Annotated in this window: 15 protein-coding genes; 9 read left to right on the top strand and 6 right to left on the bottom strand. The window is 68.0% G+C overall.

The features are described 5' to 3' along the window. Positions 1-22: 22 nt before the first annotated feature. Positions 23-1414 (top strand): amidase, encoded by a 1392-nt coding sequence (locus Q9235_RS19675; RefSeq protein WP_306223485.1) that lies wholly within the window; start codon positions 23-25, stop codon positions 1412-1414. Between the two features lie 70 nt (positions 1415-1484). On the opposite strand, the gene Q9235_RS19670 is transcribed toward Q9235_RS19675, so the two are convergent. Both Q9235_RS19670 and Q9235_RS19665 read right to left on the bottom strand, forming a co-directional pair. Beyond that, a complete protein-coding gene (locus tag Q9235_RS19670) occupies positions 1485-2954 on the bottom strand; it encodes a protein adenylyltransferase SelO (protein WP_306228366.1) in 1470 nt (489 codons plus the stop codon). Positions 2955-3068: 114 nt separating this feature from the next. Then, positions 3069-4595 carry a M81 family metallopeptidase gene (locus Q9235_RS19665; protein WP_306223484.1) on the bottom strand — a complete coding sequence of 509 codons (1527 nt, stop codon included), beginning with the start codon at positions 4593-4595 and terminating at the stop codon, positions 3069-3071. Between the two features lie 470 nt (positions 4596-5065). On the opposite strand from Q9235_RS19665, the gene Q9235_RS19660 reads away from it, so the two are divergent. Continuing rightward, positions 5066-5953, top strand: coding sequence for a DMT family transporter (locus tag Q9235_RS19660; RefSeq protein ID WP_306223483.1), 888 nt, complete (start codon positions 5066-5068; stop codon positions 5951-5953). A gap of 58 nt (positions 5954-6011) precedes the next feature. Here the strand turns inward: Q9235_RS19660 and ald are convergent, their stop codons facing one another. The 3 genes from ald to Q9235_RS19645 all read right to left on the bottom strand — a co-directional run bounded on the left by ald (position 6012) and on the right by Q9235_RS19645 (position 10236). Continuing rightward, a complete protein-coding gene (ald, locus tag Q9235_RS19655; RefSeq protein ID WP_306223481.1) occupies positions 6012-7127 on the bottom strand; it encodes an alanine dehydrogenase in 1116 nt (371 codons plus the stop codon). A gap of 59 nt (positions 7128-7186) precedes the next feature. Beyond that, complete coding sequence (locus tag Q9235_RS19650; protein ID WP_306223480.1) at positions 7187-9541, bottom strand: xanthine dehydrogenase family protein molybdopterin-binding subunit; 2355 nt, start codon at positions 9539-9541, stop codon at positions 7187-7189. A 251-nt stretch (positions 9542-9792) separates the two neighbouring features. Then, entirely contained in the window at positions 9793-10236 is a 444-nt protein-coding gene (locus Q9235_RS19645; RefSeq protein WP_306223479.1) for a VOC family protein, read from the bottom strand. Positions 10237-10710: 474 nt separating this feature from the next. Between Q9235_RS19645 and Q9235_RS19640 the strand changes: the two genes are divergently transcribed. Together Q9235_RS19640 and Q9235_RS19635 are read left to right on the top strand one after the other, a co-directional pair. Next, complete coding sequence (locus Q9235_RS19640; protein ID WP_306223478.1) at positions 10711-11883, top strand: GNAT family N-acetyltransferase; 1173 nt, start codon at positions 10711-10713, stop codon at positions 11881-11883. 9 nt (positions 11884-11892) lie between these two features. Further along, on the top strand, positions 11893-12891 hold the full coding sequence (locus Q9235_RS19635) for a glycosyltransferase family 2 protein (RefSeq protein WP_306223477.1): 999 nt from the start codon (positions 11893-11895) through the stop codon (positions 12889-12891). Here the strand turns inward: Q9235_RS19635 and Q9235_RS19630 are convergent. Beyond that, positions 12886-14148 carry a lipopolysaccharide biosynthesis protein gene (locus tag Q9235_RS19630; RefSeq protein WP_306223476.1) on the bottom strand — a complete coding sequence of 421 codons (1263 nt, stop codon included), beginning with the start codon at positions 14146-14148 and terminating at the stop codon, positions 12886-12888. The genes Q9235_RS19635 and Q9235_RS19630 overlap by 6 nt on opposite strands. 274 nt (positions 14149-14422) lie before the next feature. On the opposite strand from Q9235_RS19630, the gene Q9235_RS19625 reads away from it, so the two are divergent. The 5 genes from Q9235_RS19625 to Q9235_RS19605 are packed head-to-tail and all read left to right on the top strand — an operon-like array spanning position 14423 to position 20393. Then, on the top strand, positions 14423-15847 hold the full coding sequence (locus Q9235_RS19625) for a GumC family protein (RefSeq protein WP_306223475.1): 1425 nt from the start codon (positions 14423-14425) through the stop codon (positions 15845-15847). Continuing rightward, positions 15844-17163: an O-antigen ligase family protein gene (locus Q9235_RS19620; RefSeq protein ID WP_306223474.1), complete on the top strand. Its 1320-nt coding sequence runs from the start codon at positions 15844-15846 to the stop codon at positions 17161-17163. Before Q9235_RS19625 ends, Q9235_RS19620 begins: the two co-directional genes overlap by 4 nt. After that, positions 17156-17959, top strand: coding sequence for a polysaccharide deacetylase family protein (locus tag Q9235_RS19615; protein WP_306223473.1), 804 nt, complete (start codon positions 17156-17158; stop codon positions 17957-17959). Before Q9235_RS19620 ends, Q9235_RS19615 begins: the two co-directional genes overlap by 8 nt. Further along, the gene (locus Q9235_RS19610; protein ID WP_306223472.1) at positions 17956-19182 is read left to right on the top strand and encodes a glycosyltransferase family 4 protein; all 1227 of its coding nucleotides are present in this window, start codon (positions 17956-17958) and stop codon (positions 19180-19182) included. Before Q9235_RS19615 ends, Q9235_RS19610 begins: the two co-directional genes overlap by 4 nt. Then, complete coding sequence (locus Q9235_RS19605; protein WP_306223471.1) at positions 19182-20393, top strand: glycosyltransferase family 4 protein; 1212 nt, start codon at positions 19182-19184, stop codon at positions 20391-20393. The genes Q9235_RS19610 and Q9235_RS19605 overlap by 1 nt, the downstream gene beginning before the upstream one ends. Position 20394: the final 1 nt, after the last annotated feature.

The raw sequence follows: 20394 nt of genomic DNA, 5'->3' as shown, positions 1-20394 counted from the left end.
TGGACCTGACGAGAGCTGCCCCATGACCGACCTTGCTGATCTGACGGCCGTCGAACTCGTCGACGCCTATCGTGCCCGCAGGCTTTCGCCCGTCGAGGTGATCGACGCCGTCATCGCGCGCGCCGATGCCTGGGAGCCGCAACTCAATGCGCTCTGGGCCTATGATCCGGAGGCGGCGCGGGAGAACGCGAAGCAGTCCGAGGCGCGCTGGGCCAAGGGAGAGCCGCTCGGGGCGATCGACGGCGTGCCGGTCACGATCAAGGAGAACATCGCGACGAAGGGGACGCCGGTGCCGCTCGGTACCGCGGCCATGACGCTGGTGCCGGCAGCGGCCGATGCGCCGCCATCAGCCCGCACGCGCGAAGCCGGCGGCATCATCTTCGCGAAGACCACCATGCCGGATTACGGCATGCTGTCCTCCGGACTGTCGAGCTTCCACAAGCTGGCACGCAATCCGTGGGACCTCTCGACCAATCCCGGCGGCTCAAGCGCGGGCGCCGCCGCCGCCGCCGCCGCCGGCTACGGCCCCTTGCATGTCGGCACCGATATCGGCGGGTCGATCCGCCTGCCCGCGGGCTGGTGCGGCCTCGTCGGCCTGAAGCCTTCGGCCGGACGCCTGCCGATCGACCCGCCCTTCATCGGGCGCGCCGCCGGACCGATGACGCGCACGGTCGCGGACACCGCACTCTACATGTCGGTGCTGACCAGACCGGATCGCCGCGACACGATGGCCATACCCTACCAGCAGCTCGACTGGCTCGATCTTGCGGGATCGCTGAAAGGTATGAAGATCGGCCTGTGGCTGGACGCGGGCTTCGGCCAGGCCGTCGGCGACGAGACGCGGGCGGCCGTGCAGAGCGCCGCCGCGATCCTCGCCGGTGCCGGCGCGACCATCGTGCCGATCGCTCCGTTCCTGACCCGCACCATGATCGACGGGCTCGACCGCTTCTGGCGGGCGCGCGGCTATGAGGACGTCTCGCGCCTGCCGCCGGAGCAGCAGGCCAAGATCCTGCCCTATATCTTCAACTGGATCGTGACGGCCAAGGACTTCTCGGGGCGTGACGTCTATACCGGCTTCGCCCAGATCGAGGCGATGCGCAACGCGATCCACGGCGCGCTCAAGGACGTCGACTTCATCATCTCGCCGACGGCGCCGGAACCGTCCTATCCGGCGGAATGGGCGTCGCCCTATAACGATCCGCAGCGGCCTTTCGAGCATATCGCCTTCACGGTCTCGGCCAATATGGGCGGCCAGCCGGCGCTGTCGATCAATTGCGGCTACTCGAGCGGCGGGCTGCCGATCGGCCTCCAGATCATCGGCCAGTCCTTCGACGATCTCGGCGTGCTTCGCGTCGCCCACGCGTTCGAGGAGATGCGCGCCTCGGCACGGCCCTGGCCCAAGCTCGCCGCCTGACGCCTCAAGCGCAGGCCACCGGGGCGCGCAACGGCATGCGTTTCTGCGGGCCCGGGAACCGCGCGAAGTCTCAGGTCCCGCAAAACGTCGCCAGCACGCGCTCATGCACGGCCGGCGGGCGTTCGTAGTCCTCACGGTTCTGCTGCGCCTCGAAAGGCCTCGCCAACACCTCGATGAGCGTTTCGAAGGGGGCGAAATCGTCGCGTTCGACGGCGGCCTCGATCACCGCTTCGACCTGATGGTTGCGCGGGATATAGAGCGGATTGATCCGCAGCATCGCGTCCTGGCGGGCGTCGGCCGATGCCGGCTCCCGCTGCAAGCGCTCACGCCAGCGCCCCTCCCAGGCATCGAAGGCCGCCGGGTCCTTGAAGAGATCGCGGCAGGTCTCCGCGCTGTCCTGCCCGGCCGCCTCGCTCAGGCGACGGAAGACTAGGGTGAAATCAGCCTCGCCGGCCTGCATCGCATCGAGCAGGCTCTTGATGAGCTCGACATCCTCCGCCTCTTCGGCGGCAAGCCCGAGCTTGCGGCGGAAGCCGGCGATCAGATGTGCCTGGAACTGCGGATCGAACCGGTCGAGCGCTCCTTGCGCGATCGGCACGGCCTTGTCGATGTTCTCGTCCAGCAACGGCAGCAGCGTCTCGGCGAAGCGGGTCAGGTTCCAGCGGGCCATCGGCGGCTGGTTGGCATAGGCGTAGCGGCCATGCTCGTCGATCGAGCTGAACACGGTCGTCGGATGATAGGCGTCCATGAAGGCGCAGGGGCCGTAATCGATGGTTTCGCCGGCGATCGACATGTTGTCCGTGTTCATCACGCCGTGGATGAAGCCGATCGTCATCCATTGCGCGATGAGCGCGGCCTGCGCGGCGACCACGGCCTCCAGTAGAGCCAGATAGCGTCCCTCCCCGGTGCAGGCCGGATAATGCCTGGCGATGACGTGGTCGGCGAGCAGGCGCAGCGCCTCGACATCGCCGCGCGCGGCGAAATACTGGAAGGTGCCGATCCGGATATGGCTGGAGGCAACGCGGGTCAGGACGGCGCCGGGCAACAAGGTCTCGCGCCGGACGGGCTCGCCGGTCAGGACCGCGGCGAGCGCACGCGTCGTCGGCACGCCCAGCGCCGCCATTGCCTCGCTGACGATGTATTCGCGCAGCACGGGCCCGAGCGCGGCACGGCCATCGCCCCTGCGGGAGAACGGGGTCGGCCCTGCGCCCTTGAGCTGGAGATCATGGCGCCTGCCGTCGCGGTCGACCACCTCGCCGAGCAGGATGGCGCGGCCATCGCCGAGCTGGGGACTGAAGCCGCCGAACTGATGGCCGGCATAGGCGGTCGCGATCGAAGCGGCTCCGGCCGGCACGCCGTTGCCCGACAGCATCGCCACGCCCTCCGGCCCCTTCAGCCAGTCGGGATCGAGGCCGAGCCGCGTTGCGAGCGGCGCGTTCAACCGGATCAACCGTGGCCCGGCGACCGGCGTCGGGGCGACCACCGCGTAGAAGCGCTCCGGCAGGCGCGCATAGGAATTGTCGAAGGCGATCGGGTTCATCGATGGAAGATAGGCCGGGAATGCGGGCATGCAACACGCGGACCCGGCCTGCCGCCCATGCGATCAGCTCGCATGGGCTCCTCTTCGCCTAGCGCGCGGCCCGTCCGGGCCCCGTCAGCCGGATTGCTTGCCCCAGTCGGCCGGCGGGAAGCTCGGACTGCCATAGGGATAGTAGTCAGTCAGGGTCAGGTTCTCGTAAGCGAGCGCATCGAGATGGACCGTGCCCATGAAGGGCTCGGGCGGCTCGACCAGCAGGATCGTGGGCGTGAAGCCGCTATCGTCGAAGCCCCGGCGGAAATGGACCCGCGACTTGATCGCGATCACATCGAATTCGTCCGGTGCGAGCCCGAGCTGCCAGAGCTCCGAAGGCTCCATGATCTGGACGAGATAGGGGCTGAGCACCAGCAGGTTGCCCTTGCCGAATTCGACGCAGATCCAGTCCTTGCCATTGCCGCGCGCGGTCGTCGCCGGCCCGACGGAGCGCAGCTTGCCGGAGATGCGGATGGGGGCTCCGGCCGATTCATCGAAGAGGCCGCCGATCTCGGCATCGAACGGATCGCCCGGCTTCGCACCGGTTTCGATCACGGCGCGAACCACATCGGGCGAGGCGATCGTGGCGACCAGCGTGCGCTCGAGCTTCTGCGCGACGATCTCCTGGAGGAGCCAGGTCGCATAGCCGGAACGATCGCTGTAATCGGCGAGGAGGACCGGCCCCTTGCCTGCGGCCACCGCGGTGCGGGCCTCGGCGACCGCCTCCTTCGTCTTGTAGATCTTGACGGTGTCGAGCAGCGCCTGGCGCCGGCGCCAGGTCCATTCCGCCATGTCGCGGATGACGCGCTCGGCGAGGTCCGGGTCGTCATCGGTCAGCACCTGCAGCGACATGCCGGCATCCGGAACGTCGGACCAGGGGAAGCCGAAGAACACGTTGACGAAGACATCCGGCTCGCGCGCCTCCCAGATCAGGGCGCGCTGGATCAGATCGGACCAGGGCGAGGCGCCGGTCCACATCACCACGGTCGGCGCGATGATCGGGATGCGCAGGGTGCGATGCACCGGCTTGAAGCTGCCGCGGATCGCCCGGACCAGCATGCGCGCCGCGCGCTCGCCCTGCAGATGCATGTCGTAATGCGGGAAATACTTCACGCAGAACGCCATGTCGGCATGGGCGAGGAAGTTCTCGTCCTCGTTGCCATGCGGATCGAAGGTCGCGGTGATGAAGGCCTTCCTGCCCACTGCCTCGCGCACGCGCCGGGCGATGTCGGCCTCCGGCCGGAGCACGCCACGCACCGCGAGCGCGCCATGAAGCGCGAGATAGACGCCGTCGAGATCAGGCTGCGCCTTCAATTCCGCGACGATGGTGCCCATGAAATGCTCATAGGCGTCCTCGGTCACCCAGCCCGAGCCCGTGCCGGTGCGCGGAAAGAGCGGCGAGGTGATGCCGATCAGTTCGACATCCTCGAACTCGCGGGCAACCTGGACGAAACCACCCATGTAGCCCTTGGGGTCGGTGGCGAGGAGCGCTTCGCCGGTGGCCGGGGAGCCGGGATAGATAAAATCCTCCCGCGTCGTGTCGTTAGGGAGGAAGGTGACCGTCTCGTGGGAGAACTGGAGAACGGCGATACGAAGCTTGGAATGTGTCACGGCGGCCTTACGTCGTAGAATTGAGCGAACCCGATAGGCATGCCGCGCAGGAAGCGCGCTGCGATCCCAATCCGTCGATCCTAGGATGGTGGAAATGGCAGGGGCAAGCATCTTGGCCCTGCCCTGAACGCAGGGCCGCTCCTCGCCGGAGCCCCCCTGTGCCCTGTACACGTGAGCCCAGCGCATGGCCGGCCTGATCCATTCGCGCGTTGAGATCGCGCCGAGGCAACCCATATCCGGGGTGCGGTCGACGGCCCCTCCGCTTTCTCCTCCCCGCGGAGCCTTGCCGTCCCGTTCCCCTCGAGACCTCTTGGCCGCGTGCCAACGGTTTCCCCTTGGCCGGCTCCTTTCGAGGATGCCGGCCTTTTTTTGCCTTGGGGCCCTTCGCGCACTGCAAGGCCAGGCCATTGACGAACCGATGCCAGCCCGTTGTGGCTTCTCTCCAGCCCCGTTCTGCCGCGCGTGTGATCTTGACGACCAAACCGCCTTCATCGACCGCCCATTCCCGCGGCGTCCTGCTCGTCTTCGCCGCGACCGTCGCCTGGAGCGCCAGCGGCATCTATGCGCGCCTGCTGACGACGGATGCCTGGACGGCGATCGCCTGGCGCTCGCTCTTCGCGGCAATCTTCCTGATCGTCCCGATGGTGCTGTTCGGCGGCGCGGGAACGCGGCGGCAGTGGAAAAAGACGTTCGCTCCCGCCGGCCTTGCCCTGATCGCCTGCCAGACGATCAGCCAGGCCGCCTTCATCGGCGCCTATTACACGACCAGCGTGGCGAATGTGGCGGTGATCTACGCGACCGCGCCGTTCATCGCCGCGATCCTGGGTTGGCTCCTGCTGAAGGAGCCGATCGCATGGCGCGCGATGGTGGCGGGCCTCGGCTGCCTGATCGGGGTCGGCATCATCATCTCAGCCTCGATGGGTGCCGGGCGGATCGTCGGCGACCTGCTTGCGCTGCTGATGACTGTGACCTTCGCCGTGGTCATCGTCGTGCCGCGGCTGGACCCGGAGCTGCCGGCCATGCCGCCGATCTTCGTCAGCGCATTGCTCGCCTTCGCGATCTTCGCGCCGTTCGGCTCCTGGGAGTCGCTCGATGCCCATAACATGCTGGTGCTGGCAGCCTTCGGCGCGACGAATTTCTCGATCGCGCTGGTGCTGTTCATCATGGGTGCGCGACACCTGCCGCCAGCCGAATCCGCCCTGATCGGCACCACCGAGATCGTCATGACGCCTGTCTGGGTCTGGCTGCTGTTCTCCGAGCAGCCGCCGGTCGCGACCCTCGTCGGCGGCACGGTGATCCTCGCGGCAGTGCTCTGGTACACGCTTTCCGAACTCAGGCGCAGCAAGAAGCGCGGCTGAGGCGCGCGCCGGGCGAAACCGAGCCCGGCACGGCCTGGCCGAAGCTTTCCGGCGGAACTCAGGCAGCCAGCGCGGCCTGCGCCGGCTCGTAGGATTGGCGCAGGCTCTCTGCGACCTGCGCATTGGTGATCCGGCCGCGATGGATGTTCAGCCCTGCCGCCAGATGCGGATCGCTGCGAATGGCATCCAGGCCGCGCGCGGCCAGCGCCATGCCGAAGGGAAGCGTGGCGTTGTTCAGCGCATAGCTAGACGTCAGCGGCACGGCACCCGGCATGTTGGCGACGCAGTAATGGATCACGCCATCGACCTCGAAGGTCGGGTCGGCATGCGTCGTCGCTCGCGAGGTTTCGAAGCAGCCGCCCTGGTCGATCGCGACATCGACGAGGACCGCGCCGCGCTTCATCCGGGAGAGCTGCGCGCGTGATACGAGGCGCGGCGCCGCCGCACCTGGGATGAGCACGGCGCCGATCACGACATCGGCGGCGAGGATCTCCTCCTCGATCGCATGGAGCGTCGAGAAGCGCGTGCGCGCCCGGCCCCCGAAATGCTCGTCGAGCTGCCGCAGTCGCGGCAGAGAACGGTCGAGAATCACGACATCGGCGCCGAGCCCGGCCGCCATGCGCGCCGCATGCGTGCCGACGACGCCGCCGCCGATGATGGCGATGCGGGCCGGCGGCACGCCGGGCACGCCGCCGATCAGCACGCCACGGCCGCCGGCATGGCGCTGCAGGCAGCGCCCAGCAGCCTCGATCGCCAGCCGCCCGGCGACCTCGCTCATCGGCGCCAGCAGGGGCAGCCCGCCGGCCCTGTCGGTCACGGTTTCATAGGCGACCGCCGTCACGCCGGATTTCAGGAGGCCTTCCGTCTGCTCAGGATCGGGCGCGAGATGGAGATAGGTGAAGAGGATCTGGCCCTCGCGGAGCTGCACCCATTCCCCGGGCTGCGGTTCCTTGACCTTTACGACCAGCTCCGCCCTGGCGAAGACCTCGGCTGCGCTCGGAACGACCTTCGCGCCGGCCGCTTCATAAGCTGCATCGGTGGCGGATATGCCGGCCCCTGCGCCGGTCTCGACCAGAACCTCGTGACCAGCCGCCGCGTATTCGCGCACGGCTTCAGGGGTCAGGCCGACCCGGTATTCATGGACCTTGATCTCCTTGGGCACACCGACGCGCATCACTTCTCCTCCCCGTTATCGTTGGAACATTGCGATCCTGCGCCGGTGCCGGCGCACCGTCAGGCCTTCGCGTGTATCGCTCTCCAGATCGCCAGCGGCGTCGCCGGCATGTCGATATGGCGGACGCCATGCGGCGCGAGAGCATCGACGACCGCGTTCATCACCGAAGGCAACGAACCGGCGCAGCCGGCTTCGCCGCAGCCCTTGGCGCCGACCGGATTGGTGCGGGTCGGCACGCCCTCGCTGATGAAACTGAAGAAGGGCACGTCGGCGGCGCGCGGCATGGCATAGTCCATGTAGGAGCCGGTCAGGAGCTGGCCGTTCTCGTCATAGGAGGTCATCTCGCAGAGCGCCTGGCCGATGCCCTGAACGACACCGCCATGGAGCTGGCCCTCGACGATCATCGGGTTCACCAGCACGCCGAAATCGTTGACCATGACGTAGCTCGCGATCGCGACATGGCCGGTATCCGGGTCGATCTCGACCTCGGCAATGTGGCAGCCATTGGGATAGGCTGAAGGAGCGGCCTTGAAGACATGGTCGACATCCAGCGTCCTGGGCAGATCCTCCGGCAGCGACGCGCCGGCCTGCAGCTTGCGGGCGAGCTCCATGATGCCGATCGAGCGGTCGGTTCCGGCGATGCCGAAGCGGCCATCGGTGAACTCGATATCGGCAACGGCCGCCTCCAGTAAATGGGCGCTGAGCAGCTTGCCCTTCTCGATGACGCGCTCGCTCGCCTCGATGATGGCCGAGCCGCTCGCCATGATCGATTTCGAGCCGCCGGTGCCGCCGCCCGCGATCAGGCGGTCGCTGTCGCCCTGCACCAGCTTGATCTTGTCGAAGGGCACGCCGAGCTGGCTGGTCAGCACCTGCGCGAAGGGCGTCCAGTGGCCCTGCCCGTAATCGAGCGTGCCGGTGACGATCGTGACCGTGCCGTCCGCCTCGAAATGGATGCCGCCCATCTCGTTCGTCGGCGGGGCGGTGACTTCGAGATAGCAGCCGATGCCGCGGCCGCGCAGCTTGCCGGCCTTGCGGCTGGCGCGCTCGCGTGCCCGGTAGCCCTTCCAGTCGGCCGCCTCCAGCGCCCTTGCGAAGAGCGCCGGGAAATCGCCGCTGTCATAGACCGTCCCGATCGGGGTCTTCCACGGCAGTTGCGCGGGCGCGATCAGGTTGCGGCTCCGGATGACGGCCCTGTCGATCCCCATCTCACGGGCGGCGGTATCGATCAGTCGCTCCATGAAATAGTTGCCCTCCGGGCGCCCGGCGCCACGATAGGCCGCGATCGGCACGGTGTTGGTGACGGCACAGCGCGTCTGCACCTCGACCAGCGGTGTGCGGTACATGCCGACGCTGTTCTTGCCGATATTCAGCGTCGCCATCAGCGGGCCGGGCTGGGAGAGATAGCCGCCCATATTGCCGAAGCCGGTGAAGCGCGTGGCGAGAAAGCGCCCGCGCGCATCGAGGGCGAGTTCGGCCTCGAACACCATGTCGCGGCCGTGGTGGTCTGAGACGAAGCTCTCGGAGCGCTGGTCGGCCCATTTCACCGGCTTCTTCAAGAGCCGCGCCGCGTGGAGCAGCACGACATATTCCGGGAACACCGCCGATTTCATGCCGAAGGAGCCGCCGACATGGCCGGTCAGCAGGTGCATCCGCTCCTGCGGCACGCCCATCGCCGCCGCGAGATTGTTGCGCATGCCGAAGGCGCCCTGGCTCGGGGCACGCAGCGTGTAGCGCTTCGTCTTGCGGTCATAGGTGCCGATCGCCGCGCGCGGCTCGATCGGGTTCACGATGATGCGGTTGTTGACGATCCGCACCCTGGCGACATGCGCGGCTTCGGCAAAGGCCGCGGCGACCTTGCCGGCATCGCCGAAATGATAGTCGAGGATGAGATTGCCCGGCACGTCGTCAAAAAGCTGGGGCGCATCGGGAGCTAGCGCTGCCTCGGCCGAGGTCACCGCGGGCAGGATATCGATATCGAGCGACACGGCCTCGGCGGCATCGCGCGCCTGCTGCACTGTCCGGGCGACGACCATGGCGACGGGATCGCCGACGAAGCGCACCTTGTCCGCCGTCAGCGCGTGCCGGACCGGCTTCTTCATCGCGCTTCCATCGCGGTTCGTCAGGTCCACGGCGCATTTCAGCGCGCCATAGCCCTGACCTTCGAGGTCCTCGGCCGTGTAGATCGCGACGACTCCCTTCATCGCCCTGGCGTCGGCGGAGTCGATGCCGCGAATGATGCCATGCGCATGCGGGCTGCGGACGAAGGCGGCATAAAGCTGGCCATCCAGCGCGAGATCGTCGGTATAACGCCCCTCCCCGCGCACCAGCGTCGCGTCCTCCTTGCGGGGAAGCGACTGGCCGATGCCGGCAGCGCGATCGACCAGGCGGTCAGGCTTGGAAACATGCATGTTCATTGCAAGGCACCACAATCGCATGACGGCCGCAGCGATGATCCCGAGCGGATCGGCAAGGAGCGCTGAGGCCTCACGCCGGCAGCGCCGCCTTGTTCAGCAGCAGCTCCGGCCGGCGGCGATCATAGGCATGCTCTGACGAATTGGCGCCTGTGCCCGCGACATGGCTCCCCTGATCTTGAGGTAGCCCTCGCATGCCTGGGCTGCCGGCCCGACGATCCGGCCGGGATCGCAGGCCGCGCCATTCGCCGGTGTCAGCCCTTCGGCTGCCAATCGCCCGCGGGAATGGTGTTGATCATCCAGGGGATGCCGAATTTGTCGATCAGCGAGCCGAAGCCCGGCGACCAGAAGGTTTCGGAAAACGGCATGACGGCGCGCCCGCCGGCCGAGAGTTGATCGAACCAGCGCTGGCCCTCGGCCTTGTCGCCGGTGTGCAGGGTGACGTCGAAGCCGTTCTTGGGCTTGTCGACGTTCGGTGCCCAGGCGGTATCCATGTCGGCGCCCATCAGCGCCTGGTCGCCGACCTCCAGCCAGCAATGCATCAGCCAGGTCTTGTACTTCTCGTCGGTGATCGGCATGCCGGGCGGCGCATCGCCATAGGGCATGGCCGCGGTGATCTTCCCGCCGAGGACCTTTGCGTAGAACTCGAAAGCTTCGCGGCATCGGCCCTGGAAGCTCAGGCTGGTCACGATCTTCATGCTCGTCTCCTCGTGGTCGAAGCGCGATGGAGGCCCGCGCGGCAACAGATTGACGCCTGCCGAGATCGGTTGACACCAACCTATATCACGCGCCGCTGTCAACCAGCGATGGCGCCGGCACCGGGCGCTCCTCCAAACAACGCCTATGGTTGCGTGGTGCCTGCATGTGCAGCGAGCCCCGCGCCTGTCCGATACTTCGATGCCGCGTCGAAACCTGTCAGCACCACCAGCGGGGAGATCGACGGGCGATCGACCGGACAGCGGCGATGCCTTCGCTCGCGACGCGCGCCGCCGCGATTCACCATGGCGACACTTCGCATCTTTACGTAGCGACTACAATTTGAACGTATAAGTTGCATCAACTCAGGGAGGCATCTGCCTGATGGTGTCCTCCTGCCGCTCCCGGTCGCGATCGCGCCCGGCCATGGCGAGGTCCATCACGATGTCCGGCCGTCGAAATCCCACGTCGCATTCATGCCCCGCCTCGAGCGCGAGGGTCCGGGGCTGATGTCGCAGATCCAGCAGCAAGTCTTCGCAGACGCACGGCCCCTGCAAAAGGGCGCGCTCAGACCGATCAGGCCCTCTGACGTGCCGGCGGTGGCACGGCTGTTCCTGAAGATATTCAGGCGCATCGACAAGCCGGCTGGTCCCGATCTGCAGAACTATCTGCGGACGCTGCTGCTGGCTTCGCCATCCTACAGCGAGACGGCGGGCACGCAGGTCTACGAGCAGCAGGACGGGCGGATCCGGAGCGCGCTGCTCGCCGTGCCGATGCGCTTCGTGGCCTGCGGCACCATCGTGCCCGGGCGATTGCTCGGGGTCTTCATGACCGATGCCGAGAGGGAGGCGCTCGGCGCGGCGCAGCTCATCCTCGCGCTGCGGCCGAAGCGGGCCGACTTCGCCTTCTGCGACAGCGCTTCGCCGGCGAGCTGCAATCATCTCCTCGCCATCGGGGGCAAGCCGGTCACCTTGCAGAACCTCGAATGGTCGCGCAGCTTCCGCCCCTTCGGGGCCCTGGCCGCGCGCTTCGACACGCGCTTCCTGGGCGGCAGACTCCCCGGCCTGCCCACTCTCGCGCGCCCGCTCGACGGCCTGCTGCGCCGCCTTAAGCCGCAACGGCGCGCGCCGGACCGCAGCGGCATACGGGTCGCGGAGATGCCGGTGCCGACGTTCCTCGTAAACGCGCCGCGACTCATCGCGCATTACGCGGTGCGGCCGCTCTGGACGGAGGAGGAGCTGTTCTGGCTGGTGTCGCTCGCGGCGCAGAACACCAGGCTCGGCGCCTTCACGATCTGCTCGGTGCTGGACCGGGCCAACGCGATCATCGGCTGCTTCGTCTATTACGCGTCGCCGGGACGGACCGCGCATGTGCTCAACGTCCTGGCACTGCCCGGCCGCGAAGCCGCCGTGCTCGATGCGATGTTCCGCCATCTCGACGAGACCGGCCATGTCGAGGCGCGCGGCCGCGCGCAACCCGCCCTGATGGCCGGGCTCTCGCTGCAGCGCTGGCTCGTCTTCCGGCACCGGGCCTTCACCGTCGCGCTGACGCGAATCCCCGAGATCAACGACGCGATCGCGCGCGGCGACATCTATCTCGGCGGGCTCGCCGGCGAGGACTGGAGCCGGCTCCTCACCGATTTCGATTGAGCGAACGCCATGACGGTCTCGGTCATCCTCAAGACGCTCAACGAGGAGGCGCGGATCGGCGCCGCCATCGAGAGCGTGCTCACCGCGCTCGATGGCATCGGCGGCGAGATCATCGTGGCCGATGGCGGCTCGCGCGACCGCACGCTCGCGATCGCCGCAGGCTATCCTGTCCGTATCGTGCAGCTCGACCCGGCCACGGCCCCGAGCTGTGGCATCGGCCCCCAGCTCGGCTTCCAGTACAGCCGCGCGCCCTTCATCTGCCTGATGGATGGCGACATGCTGCTCGATCCCGGCTTCCTGCCCGAGGCGCTCGCCTTCCTCGCCGCTCATCCGCGCATCGCCGGGGTCACCGGCCATGTCGAGGAGATGAACCGGACGAGCCTCGAATATGTCCGGCGCAACCGCCGCGCCTCGCCGGAGAACCGCACGGGTGCGATCGACCGCATGAACGGTGGCGGGCTTTATCGGCGGGACGCCATCGAGCAGGCCGGCTATCTCTCCGACCGTAACCTGCACGGCTATGAGGAATTCGATCTCGGCGTGAGATTGCGGAGCCAGGACTGGACGCTGCACCGGCTCGACCGCCGCTTCGTCCGTCATTTCGGCCACGCGCTCAATGCCTATGCGCTGCTCTTGCGGCGCTGGAAGTCGGGATACCTGCGCGGGATCGGGGAATTGCTGCGCGGGGCGCTGGGCCAGCCACGATGGCGCCACCTCGTCCGGGAGCTGCCGGAGCTGAAGCTCTGGGCCGGCGTCTATGTCTGGCTCGCCGTGATGATCGCGCTACTTTTCGCGATGCCGAGCCCGCTGGCCGGGCTTGCCGCCGGTGCTGCGCTGACCGCCGGCATCGTCGGCGCGATGAGCCTGCGACAGCGCAGCCTGTCACTCGGGCTCTATGCGGTCGTCGCCTGGCTGTTCCACGCCGCCGCCTTGCCGCTCGGCTTCCTGCAGGCGCGCAAGGCTCCGGAAGCCTGGATCGAGAGCCGGATCGTCAAGGACGTTTCATAGAACCCGGCCAGCTTCCGCCGCCTGCAAGCGGCTACGCCGCGCCAGCCGCAGCAGCGCCCGCCAGGCGGCCATGACGATCGCGCCCTCGACGAGATAGAGCGCAATGAACGTGCCTAGCGGCGCGGCGAGCCATGTCGCCACCACGATCACGGCGCTGCCCAGCAAGTTGGCCCCGTTCAGGATCCAGGCCCGCACGTCCTGCCGTCCGGACGCCCCGAGCAGGTCGACCGCTGCAGCCCAGGCGCCGACCAGAACGACGGTGCCCGACAGGCAGCGGACGAAGAAAGACAGCTCCTCGTATTGACGGCCGAACACCGCCGGCAATTCAGGGGCGAGTACGAACAGGGCAAGGCAGGTCGTCAGGCCGAGAGCGAGCGCCGCGACCAATGCCCGCTGAGCCAGGGGCAGCGCGAGATGCAGGCCATCGCGGCTTTCCCTCGCCAGGCGCGGATAGAGCAGGCGGTTGAGGGCATCGATCGCGAGATAGCTGGAATCCACGATCCGCCGGGCGACGCCGTAGCTGCCCACCGTCGCCAGCGGAGCGAACAGGCCGATCACCAGCAGGTCGACATTGGCGCGCACGGCCCGCATCACGAATTGCGAGCTGAACAGGAGGCCGGGCTTCAGCTCCTCGCGCAGGATCGCGAAGCGAGGCCGCCCGAGAGGGCGGAGCCAGGCGGCGCCGATTGCCGCGTAGAGCAAATTTCCCGCGGATTGCCAGAGCGCCCATTCCGACAAGGTCGAGATCCCGAACGCGAGGCACGCCAATGCCGCGGTCGTCATGCGCGCCAGTGCAAAGCCGACCACCGCCCGATTGGCCTGGTGGAACCGGCCGAGGCCGAGGAAGGCGGTCTCGACGAGCAGGATCACCCTGACGACGACGACATTGCCAGAGAGCAGCAGCACCAGGGTTGCCGTCTCGACGGAAGGACCCGAGCTCAACCGAAGCCAGCCCGAGAGGGCGGCGGTGCCAGCGACGACGAGCACGGCGCCGGTGAGGCCGATCAGGCTGAGATTATGGCCGAGCAGGGCCGGATAGCTCCCAGGCTCGCGCGAGACCCGTCGCAGCAGGCAGTCGGAAGCGCCGAGGCCGCAGAGCTGAACCGCGATGCTGACGACCGCCGATATCTGCACGAACAGGCCGAACTCGATCGGCCCGAGCGCTCGCGCCAGGATAGCGAATGTCACGAGTTGCGAGAGCCCCGCCGAAGCCAGCGCCCCACTCGACATGAGATAGCTGACGAGAGCCGGACGCATGCGCCGCAACCTCCCGCCCCCGGCCAATCCAGACATCCCCTGCGCCACCACCAAGTTAAGGTTAACGTTTAATTGAAAGCACTATCTGAGGTTGTATTTCACTACCATAAAAGGATTACTTCAATCTGAAGATGTGATTTCGCAGGTAACGCCAGCTCGGGTGAGAGATGCTCCAGATTGCCGCCACCAGCCTTTCCAGCGCCCCCGGCAAGCCGCTCGAACCGGTCCCGGCCAGGCACGCAGCCAACCTCCACGCTCACTGACGCAGACCGCCATGTATGTCACGACCGAGACCAGCCCGATGCCGGGCGGGAACGATGCCGCCTATCGACGCGCCGTCGACAGGGCTCTCCCGCCGCCCTATGCGATCAGCCCCACGAGAGTCCTTGGCTGGGTCCTGAGCGGCTGGCCCTGGCTGGCGACCGCAGCGCTCGCCGGTGCCGTCGCGGCCGTCGGTGCCGGACAGATCGTCACGCCGCGCTTCACCGCAACGACCGAGCTGACGATCGCGCCGTCCAACCTGCTGATCGCGCCGAACGACCTCTACGCGACCAATATCCAGAGCGACAGCCAGATCCTGGATGTCGAGAGCAAGATGCGGATGATCACCTCGGGCAATGTCCTGCAGCGGGTCGTCGAAGAGCTCGCTCTCGGGGATGATCCCGAGTTCGCGCCCAGTCCGTGGCTGCCCGGCTTTCTGCAGGCGTCTGACCAGCCTCCCGGCGCAGCCGAGCTCGCCCGCACCATCGCGCGGCGCATCACCGTCACCCGGCAGGAGCGCTCCTATGTCGTGTCCGTCTCGGCCTGGGCGAGCGATGCGGCGTTGTCGGCACGGCTCGCAAACGCCGTCGCCGAAACCTTCCGCGCCGAGATCGTGCGGGCCGATGCCGAGCGGGTGGGGCGTGCGGCGCAAGGGCTGTCCTCCCGGCTCGGCGAGATCAAGGCGGCTGCGACCGCGGCGGAAGACCGGGTCGAGGATTTCCGCCGCGCGCGCGGTCTGCAGCAGGGCCTGTCGAAGCAGCCGCTGAGTTCCGAAGCACTGGAGCGGATGAGCGCCAAGCTGACCGACGCCAAGGCCCGCCTGGCCGAGGCGGAAGCGCGCCATAACGAGGTGTCGCGCTCGGTCTCGGCGCAAGGCGTGCAAGGCGGCGCCGTGCAGTCACCGACGCTGGCCGGCCTGCTCGCCGACGAGGCTGGCCTGCGCCGGCAGGTCGCCGTGCTCTCAAAGACGCTCGGGCCGCGTCACCCCTCCCTGGCGAACGTGCTGGCCGAGGCCGAGGCGCTGGCCAAGGCGATCAGATCCGAGACGGAGCGCCTGCGCCGCGCGGCCCGCATCGAGCTCGATCAGGCGCGGCGCGCACTCGACACGCTGAACGGCGAGACGAAGGCGCTGCGCGGCAGCGTCTCGGTCGACGACCAGGCCCTGGTCAAGCTGCGCGAGCTGGAGCGCGAGGCCGCCGCCCGGACCGCGCTCTACCAGACCTTCCTGACCCGTGCCGGCGAGACCGCCCAGCGCCAGCAGATCGACGCGACGGATGTGCGCGTGATCACCCCGGCCACCGCGCCCTCGCGGACGACCTGGCCACCCCGCCCGCTCGTCGCCGCTGCGGCCGGGCTGGCGCTCGGCCTGCTGCTGGCCGCGAGCACGCTCGTGGCGCGCGGCTATCTCCGCGCCATCCGCAGGAGCGCAACGCCATGATGGACCATACCCAGACACGCCCGGTGGCCGGCATCGCCGCCCCCGTGCTCTTCATGGCGACGCTGCTGTTCTATCTGGTCACGCTGACACCATTCATCGATCTCTCGGCCGTCGCCACGGGTGATGCCGCGACCGCCAAGTCCAATACGCTCAACCAGATCGTCTATCTCGGACTGACGGCGGCACTCTGGCTCACCACTTTCCGGTCGAGCGCGCGCCATCTCGTCGCCCGCCCGCGCGGCATCCTGATCGTGATGCTCATCTGGTTCGGCATCGTCTCGGCCATCTCCGCGCAACCCGATCTGGCGCTGAAGCGTGTCTTCCTGGCGATGCTGACGATCGTGAACGGCAGCGTCCTGCTCCTGCTGCCGCGCTCCGAGCGCCAGTTCGCGGGCATGCTGACGCTGTGCTGCCTTGGGGCGCTGGCACTCGCCTATCTCGGCGTCGCCCTGATGCCGCAACTGGCGATCCATCAGGCCAGCGAAATCCGCGAGCCGATGAACGCCGGGCTGTGGCGCGGCCATTTCGCCCATAAGAACGTCGCCGCCGCGGCAATGGTGCTGATCAGCTTCGTCGGTCTCTACCTGTTCGGCACGGGTCGCCGGGTCGTCGGCGCCGCGATGGTCCTGCTCGCAGCCCTGTTCCTTGCCCGGACCGGCGGCAAATCCGCGATCGCCGCGCTGCCCGGCATCCTCGCCATCGCCTGGGTATTCGAGCGCTGGCGCCCCCTGCGGATTCCGATGCTCGTCCTCGGGATCGCCGCCATCAACATCCTGACAATCGGCTGCGCGATGTCGCCGACCATGCGCGGCCTCGTCGCCGGGCTCGGTATCGACCCGACCTTCACCAACCGCATCGACATCTGGAAGATCGGCGCCACCGCCGTCCTGGACAAGCCCCTGACCGGCCATGGCTTCCAGTTGTTCTGGCAGACCGACGCGATGGTCCATAAGGGCGGCGCGGCGGCGGGCTGGGCCTACGCGGCCTTCAACGGCCACAACGCCTATCTCGACATGGCGGTCACGACAGGCCTTCCCGGCCTTGTCCTGACGCTCGTCCTCATCGTCTGGCTGCCGCTGCGCGCCATCGCGCGGGCCGAGGCTACAACCAACGACCCGGCGCTGACCCGCCTGTTCGTCCGGATCTGGCTCTACGGGATCCTCGCCGCCTGCGTCGAGAGCCTGTTCTTCCAGTCCGGCAGCCTGATCTGGTTCATGCTCGTCGTCGCGATCTTCGGCCTGCATCTCCAGGCCAGCGCGCACGAAATCCGGGAGCCCGCGAACCATCTCCGCAGCCTGGAGCCGGCCCATGCCTGATCCATCCGCAGCGAACCCTGCAACCCGCCTGCCCAAGCTGATCGACAGCTATGCCGCGCGCCTGGAGAACCGCCTGATCCGCACGCTTCCGCGGGAGGTCATGCAGGTGCCGACGCAGGAGCCGATCGTCTCCTTCACCTTCGACGACGTGCCGGCTTCTGCCCTCGATGCCGGCGCAGCGACCCTCGAAGCCAATGGCGCGCGCGGCACCTTCTACATCTCAGGCGGCCTGGAGGGCCGGATCGAGCCCGGCCGCAGGCTGATCGACCGGGCCGGCTGCCGGGAACTCGCGGCCCGCGGCCACGAGATCGGCTGCCACAGCTTCGCGCACCACGACCTGCGCCATCTGAGAATCGACGCCCTCGCCGAGGACCTTGCCCGCAATGCACGTTACCTCGACGCGATCGATCCGCGCCGGGCACCGCGCAACTTCGCTTACCCCTACAATAGCGGCTCGCTGGGGAAGCGCTCGCTGCTCGCCCGCAGCTTCCGCACGTGCCGGGCCGGCGGCGAAGGGATCAATCGCGGGCCGACGGACCCGGTCTTCCTGCGCGCGGTCGAGATCCGGCAACCGCAGCAGCATGTGCTGGGACTGGCTCGCTGGATCGACGCGCTGGTCGCCGATCCCGGCTGGCTGATCTTCTTCACCCACGACGTCTCGCCACAGCCGACGCCGTATGGCTGCACGCCCCCCAGCTTCCACCTGCTCGTCGGCTACGCGATCGCGCGCGGCTGCCGGGTGCTGAGCGTCGATGCGGCGCTCGATCACATCGGCTTCAGGGAGCGGGCGCGATGACCGGCACAAGACGGCTTCTGGCCATCAACAATTACTTCTACCGGCGAGGCGGCGCCGAGAGCGTCTTCCTCGACCATATCGACCTGTTCACCGCCGCCGGCTGGGACGTCGTGCCCTTCGCGATGCAGCACTCCGCGAACCTTCCGAGCCCCTGGTCCGGGCATTTCGTCTCCGAGATCGAATATGGCGGCGCCGGCGGGCCCCTCACCAAGGCGCGGCAGGCCGCCAAGATCATCTTCTCGCTGGAGGCGCGCCGGAAAATCCGCGCACTGATCGGCCAGGCACGCCCGAACGTGGCCCACGCCCATAACGTCTACCACCATATCTCGCCGTCGATCTTCAGCGCGCTGAAGGCCGAAGGCGTGCCGCTGGTGATGACGGCGCATGATCTCAAGATCGCCTGCCCGGCCTACACGATGCTGAGCCACGGCAGCGTCTGCGAGCGCTGCCGCGACGGGCACATCCACAACGTCCTGCTGCATCGCTGCGTCAAGGATTCGGCCTTGGTGAGCGGGCTCGTCCTGATGGAGACGCTGGTCCATCGCAGCCTCGGACTCTATCGCGGCACCCTCGACCGCCTGATCGCGCCGAGCCGCTTCTACCGCGACAAGCTCATCGCCTGGGGCTGGGACGCGGATCGCATCGCCCATATCCCGAACTGCATCGACACGAGCGGATTTGCGCCGGCAACCGAGGAAGGCGGGTATTTCGTCTATGCGGGCCGGCTCGCACCGGAAAAGGGGCTGGCCACGCTGCTGCGCGCCACGGCTCTCGCCCGCCAGAAACTGGTCCTGGCCGGCAGCGGCCCCGAAGAACCGCGCCTGCGCCGGCTCGCCGTGGATTTCGGCGCCGATGTCAGCTTCGCCGGCCATCTCGGCAAGCCGGAGCTGCAGCGCCTGATCGCGGAAGCGCTGGCGCTGGTCCTCCCCTCCGAATGGTACGAGAACGCCCCGATCAGCCTACTCGAAGCCTACGCGCTCGGGCGCCCGGTCATCGGCGCACGCATCGGCGGCATTCCCGAACTGGTCGCTGATGGCGAGACCGGCCGGCTCGTCGAACCCGGCCATGCTTCCGCCCTCGCCGAGGCGCTTGTCGCCCTGGCTGCCTTGCCGCCGACCGCCCGCGCTGCGATGGGCGCCGCCGGCCGCGACTGGGTCCGCCGCGAATTCTCGCCCGAGCGCTACCGCGAACGCACCCTCAACCTCTACGAGGCGATCTGCTGATGTACACCCTCATCCCACCGATCGGCGCCCGTCCGCCGGACAGAAAAGTCGTCTTCGTCGGCCTGCGCGGCGTGCCCGAGATCCAGGGCGGGATCGAGACCCATGTCGCCGCGATCTCGACGCGCCTGGCGGAACGCGGCTGGCGCGTCGAAGTGCTCGGCCGCTCGCCCTATCTCAGCTCGCACAAGCCCTATCGCTGGAAAGGCGTCACCGTCACGCCGGTCTGGTCGCCCCGCTCCCGCAGCTTCGAGACGCTGCTGCACACGGCCCTGAGCCTGCTCGTCGCGGCCCGGCAGAACCCCGATCTGGTGCATATCCATGCAATCGGGCCGGCCTTGCTGACCCCGCTCGCGCGCCTGCTCGGCCTCCATGTCGTGGTGACGCATCACGGCTTCGACTACGAGCGCCAAAAATGGGGTCCGGTCGCCAGATCCATCCTGCGGGCGGGCGAGGCGATGGGGATGCTGTTTTCCCACGCGAATATCGGCGTGTCCAAGGCGATCGCCGACAGCGTCCGCCGCCGGTTCAGCGTCGGCGCGACCTTCATCCCGAACGGCGTCGAGGCGCCGCTGCCGAACCCCGACAGATCCTATCTCGACCGCATCCGGGTGACGCCGCAGCGCTACATCCTCTCCGTCGGCCGGATCGTCGAGGAGAAACGGCATCTCGACCTGATCAGAGCCTTCGCACGCCTGGACGATCCAGGCTTCAAGCTCGTCATCACCGGCGCGGCCGATCATGCCGGCAGCTACCAACGCGAGGTCGAAGCCGTGGCGATGGCGACGCCCGGCGTGGTCATGACCGGATTTCAACATGGCGACGCGCTGTTCCAGCTCTATCGGCACGCGGCCCTGTTCGTCCTGCCCTCGAGCCATGAAGGCATGCCGATGGTGCTGCTCGAAGCCCTCAGCTACGGCGTGCCCTGTCTCGTGAGCGATATCGACGCCCATCTCGCGCTCGATCTCGGGCAGGACAGCTATTTCCCGCTCGGCGCCGTGGACCGGCTCGCCAGCGCGATGCGCGCGAAGCTGGCAGCGCCCGACCCCGCGCTGAAGGCGCAGCACGCCGCCCGGGTCCTCGCCGCCTTCGGCTGGGGCGCGATCGTCGACCGGACCATGGAGGTCTACGAAAGCGCGCTGCGCGGCTGGAAGCCGGGCGGGACGCGCCAGCCCGGCGCCGGCCTCCGCAAACATGTCGAGCTCGGAGGCTGAC

The sequence above is a fragment of the Bosea beijingensis genome, from assembly GCF_030758975.1.
Taxonomy (GTDB): Bacteria; Pseudomonadota; Alphaproteobacteria; order Rhizobiales; family Beijerinckiaceae; genus Allobosea; species Allobosea beijingensis.
Note: the sequence above shows the minus strand (reverse complement) of the source record. Positions and strands in the feature narration are given on the sequence as shown.

What these genes read in the sequence shown, in the direction of transcription:
- Q9235_RS19675 (WP_306223485.1), top strand. Translation starts at nt 23, where the DNA reads ATGACCGACCTTGCTGATCTGACGGCCGTCGAACTCGTCGACGCCTAT.
- Q9235_RS19670 (WP_306228366.1), bottom strand. Translation starts at nt 2,954, where the DNA reads ATGAACCCGATCGCCTTCGACAATTCCTATGCGCGCCTGCCGGAGCGC.
- ald (WP_306223481.1), bottom strand. Translation starts at nt 7,127, where the DNA reads ATGCGCGTCGGTGTGCCCAAGGAGATCAAGGTCCATGAATACCGGGTC.
- Q9235_RS19650 (WP_306223480.1), bottom strand. Translation starts at nt 9,541, where the DNA reads ATGAACATGCATGTTTCCAAGCCTGACCGCCTGGTCGATCGCGCTGCC.
- Q9235_RS19645 (WP_306223479.1), bottom strand. Translation starts at nt 10,236, where the DNA reads ATGAAGATCGTGACCAGCCTGAGCTTCCAGGGCCGATGCCGCGAAGCT.
- Q9235_RS19640 (WP_306223478.1), top strand. Translation starts at nt 10,711, where the DNA reads ATGCCCCGCCTCGAGCGCGAGGGTCCGGGGCTGATGTCGCAGATCCAG.
- Q9235_RS19635 (WP_306223477.1), top strand. Translation starts at nt 11,893, where the DNA reads ATGACGGTCTCGGTCATCCTCAAGACGCTCAACGAGGAGGCGCGGATC.
- Q9235_RS19630 (WP_306223476.1), bottom strand. Translation starts at nt 14,148, where the DNA reads ATGCGTCCGGCTCTCGTCAGCTATCTCATGTCGAGTGGGGCGCTGGCT.
- Q9235_RS19625 (WP_306223475.1), top strand. Translation starts at nt 14,423, where the DNA reads ATGTATGTCACGACCGAGACCAGCCCGATGCCGGGCGGGAACGATGCC.
- Q9235_RS19620 (WP_306223474.1), top strand. Translation starts at nt 15,844, where the DNA reads ATGATGGACCATACCCAGACACGCCCGGTGGCCGGCATCGCCGCCCCC.
- Q9235_RS19615 (WP_306223473.1), top strand. Translation starts at nt 17,156, where the DNA reads ATGCCTGATCCATCCGCAGCGAACCCTGCAACCCGCCTGCCCAAGCTG.
- Q9235_RS19610 (WP_306223472.1), top strand. Translation starts at nt 17,956, where the DNA reads ATGACCGGCACAAGACGGCTTCTGGCCATCAACAATTACTTCTACCGG.
- Q9235_RS19605 (WP_306223471.1), top strand. Translation starts at nt 19,182, where the DNA reads ATGTACACCCTCATCCCACCGATCGGCGCCCGTCCGCCGGACAGAAAA.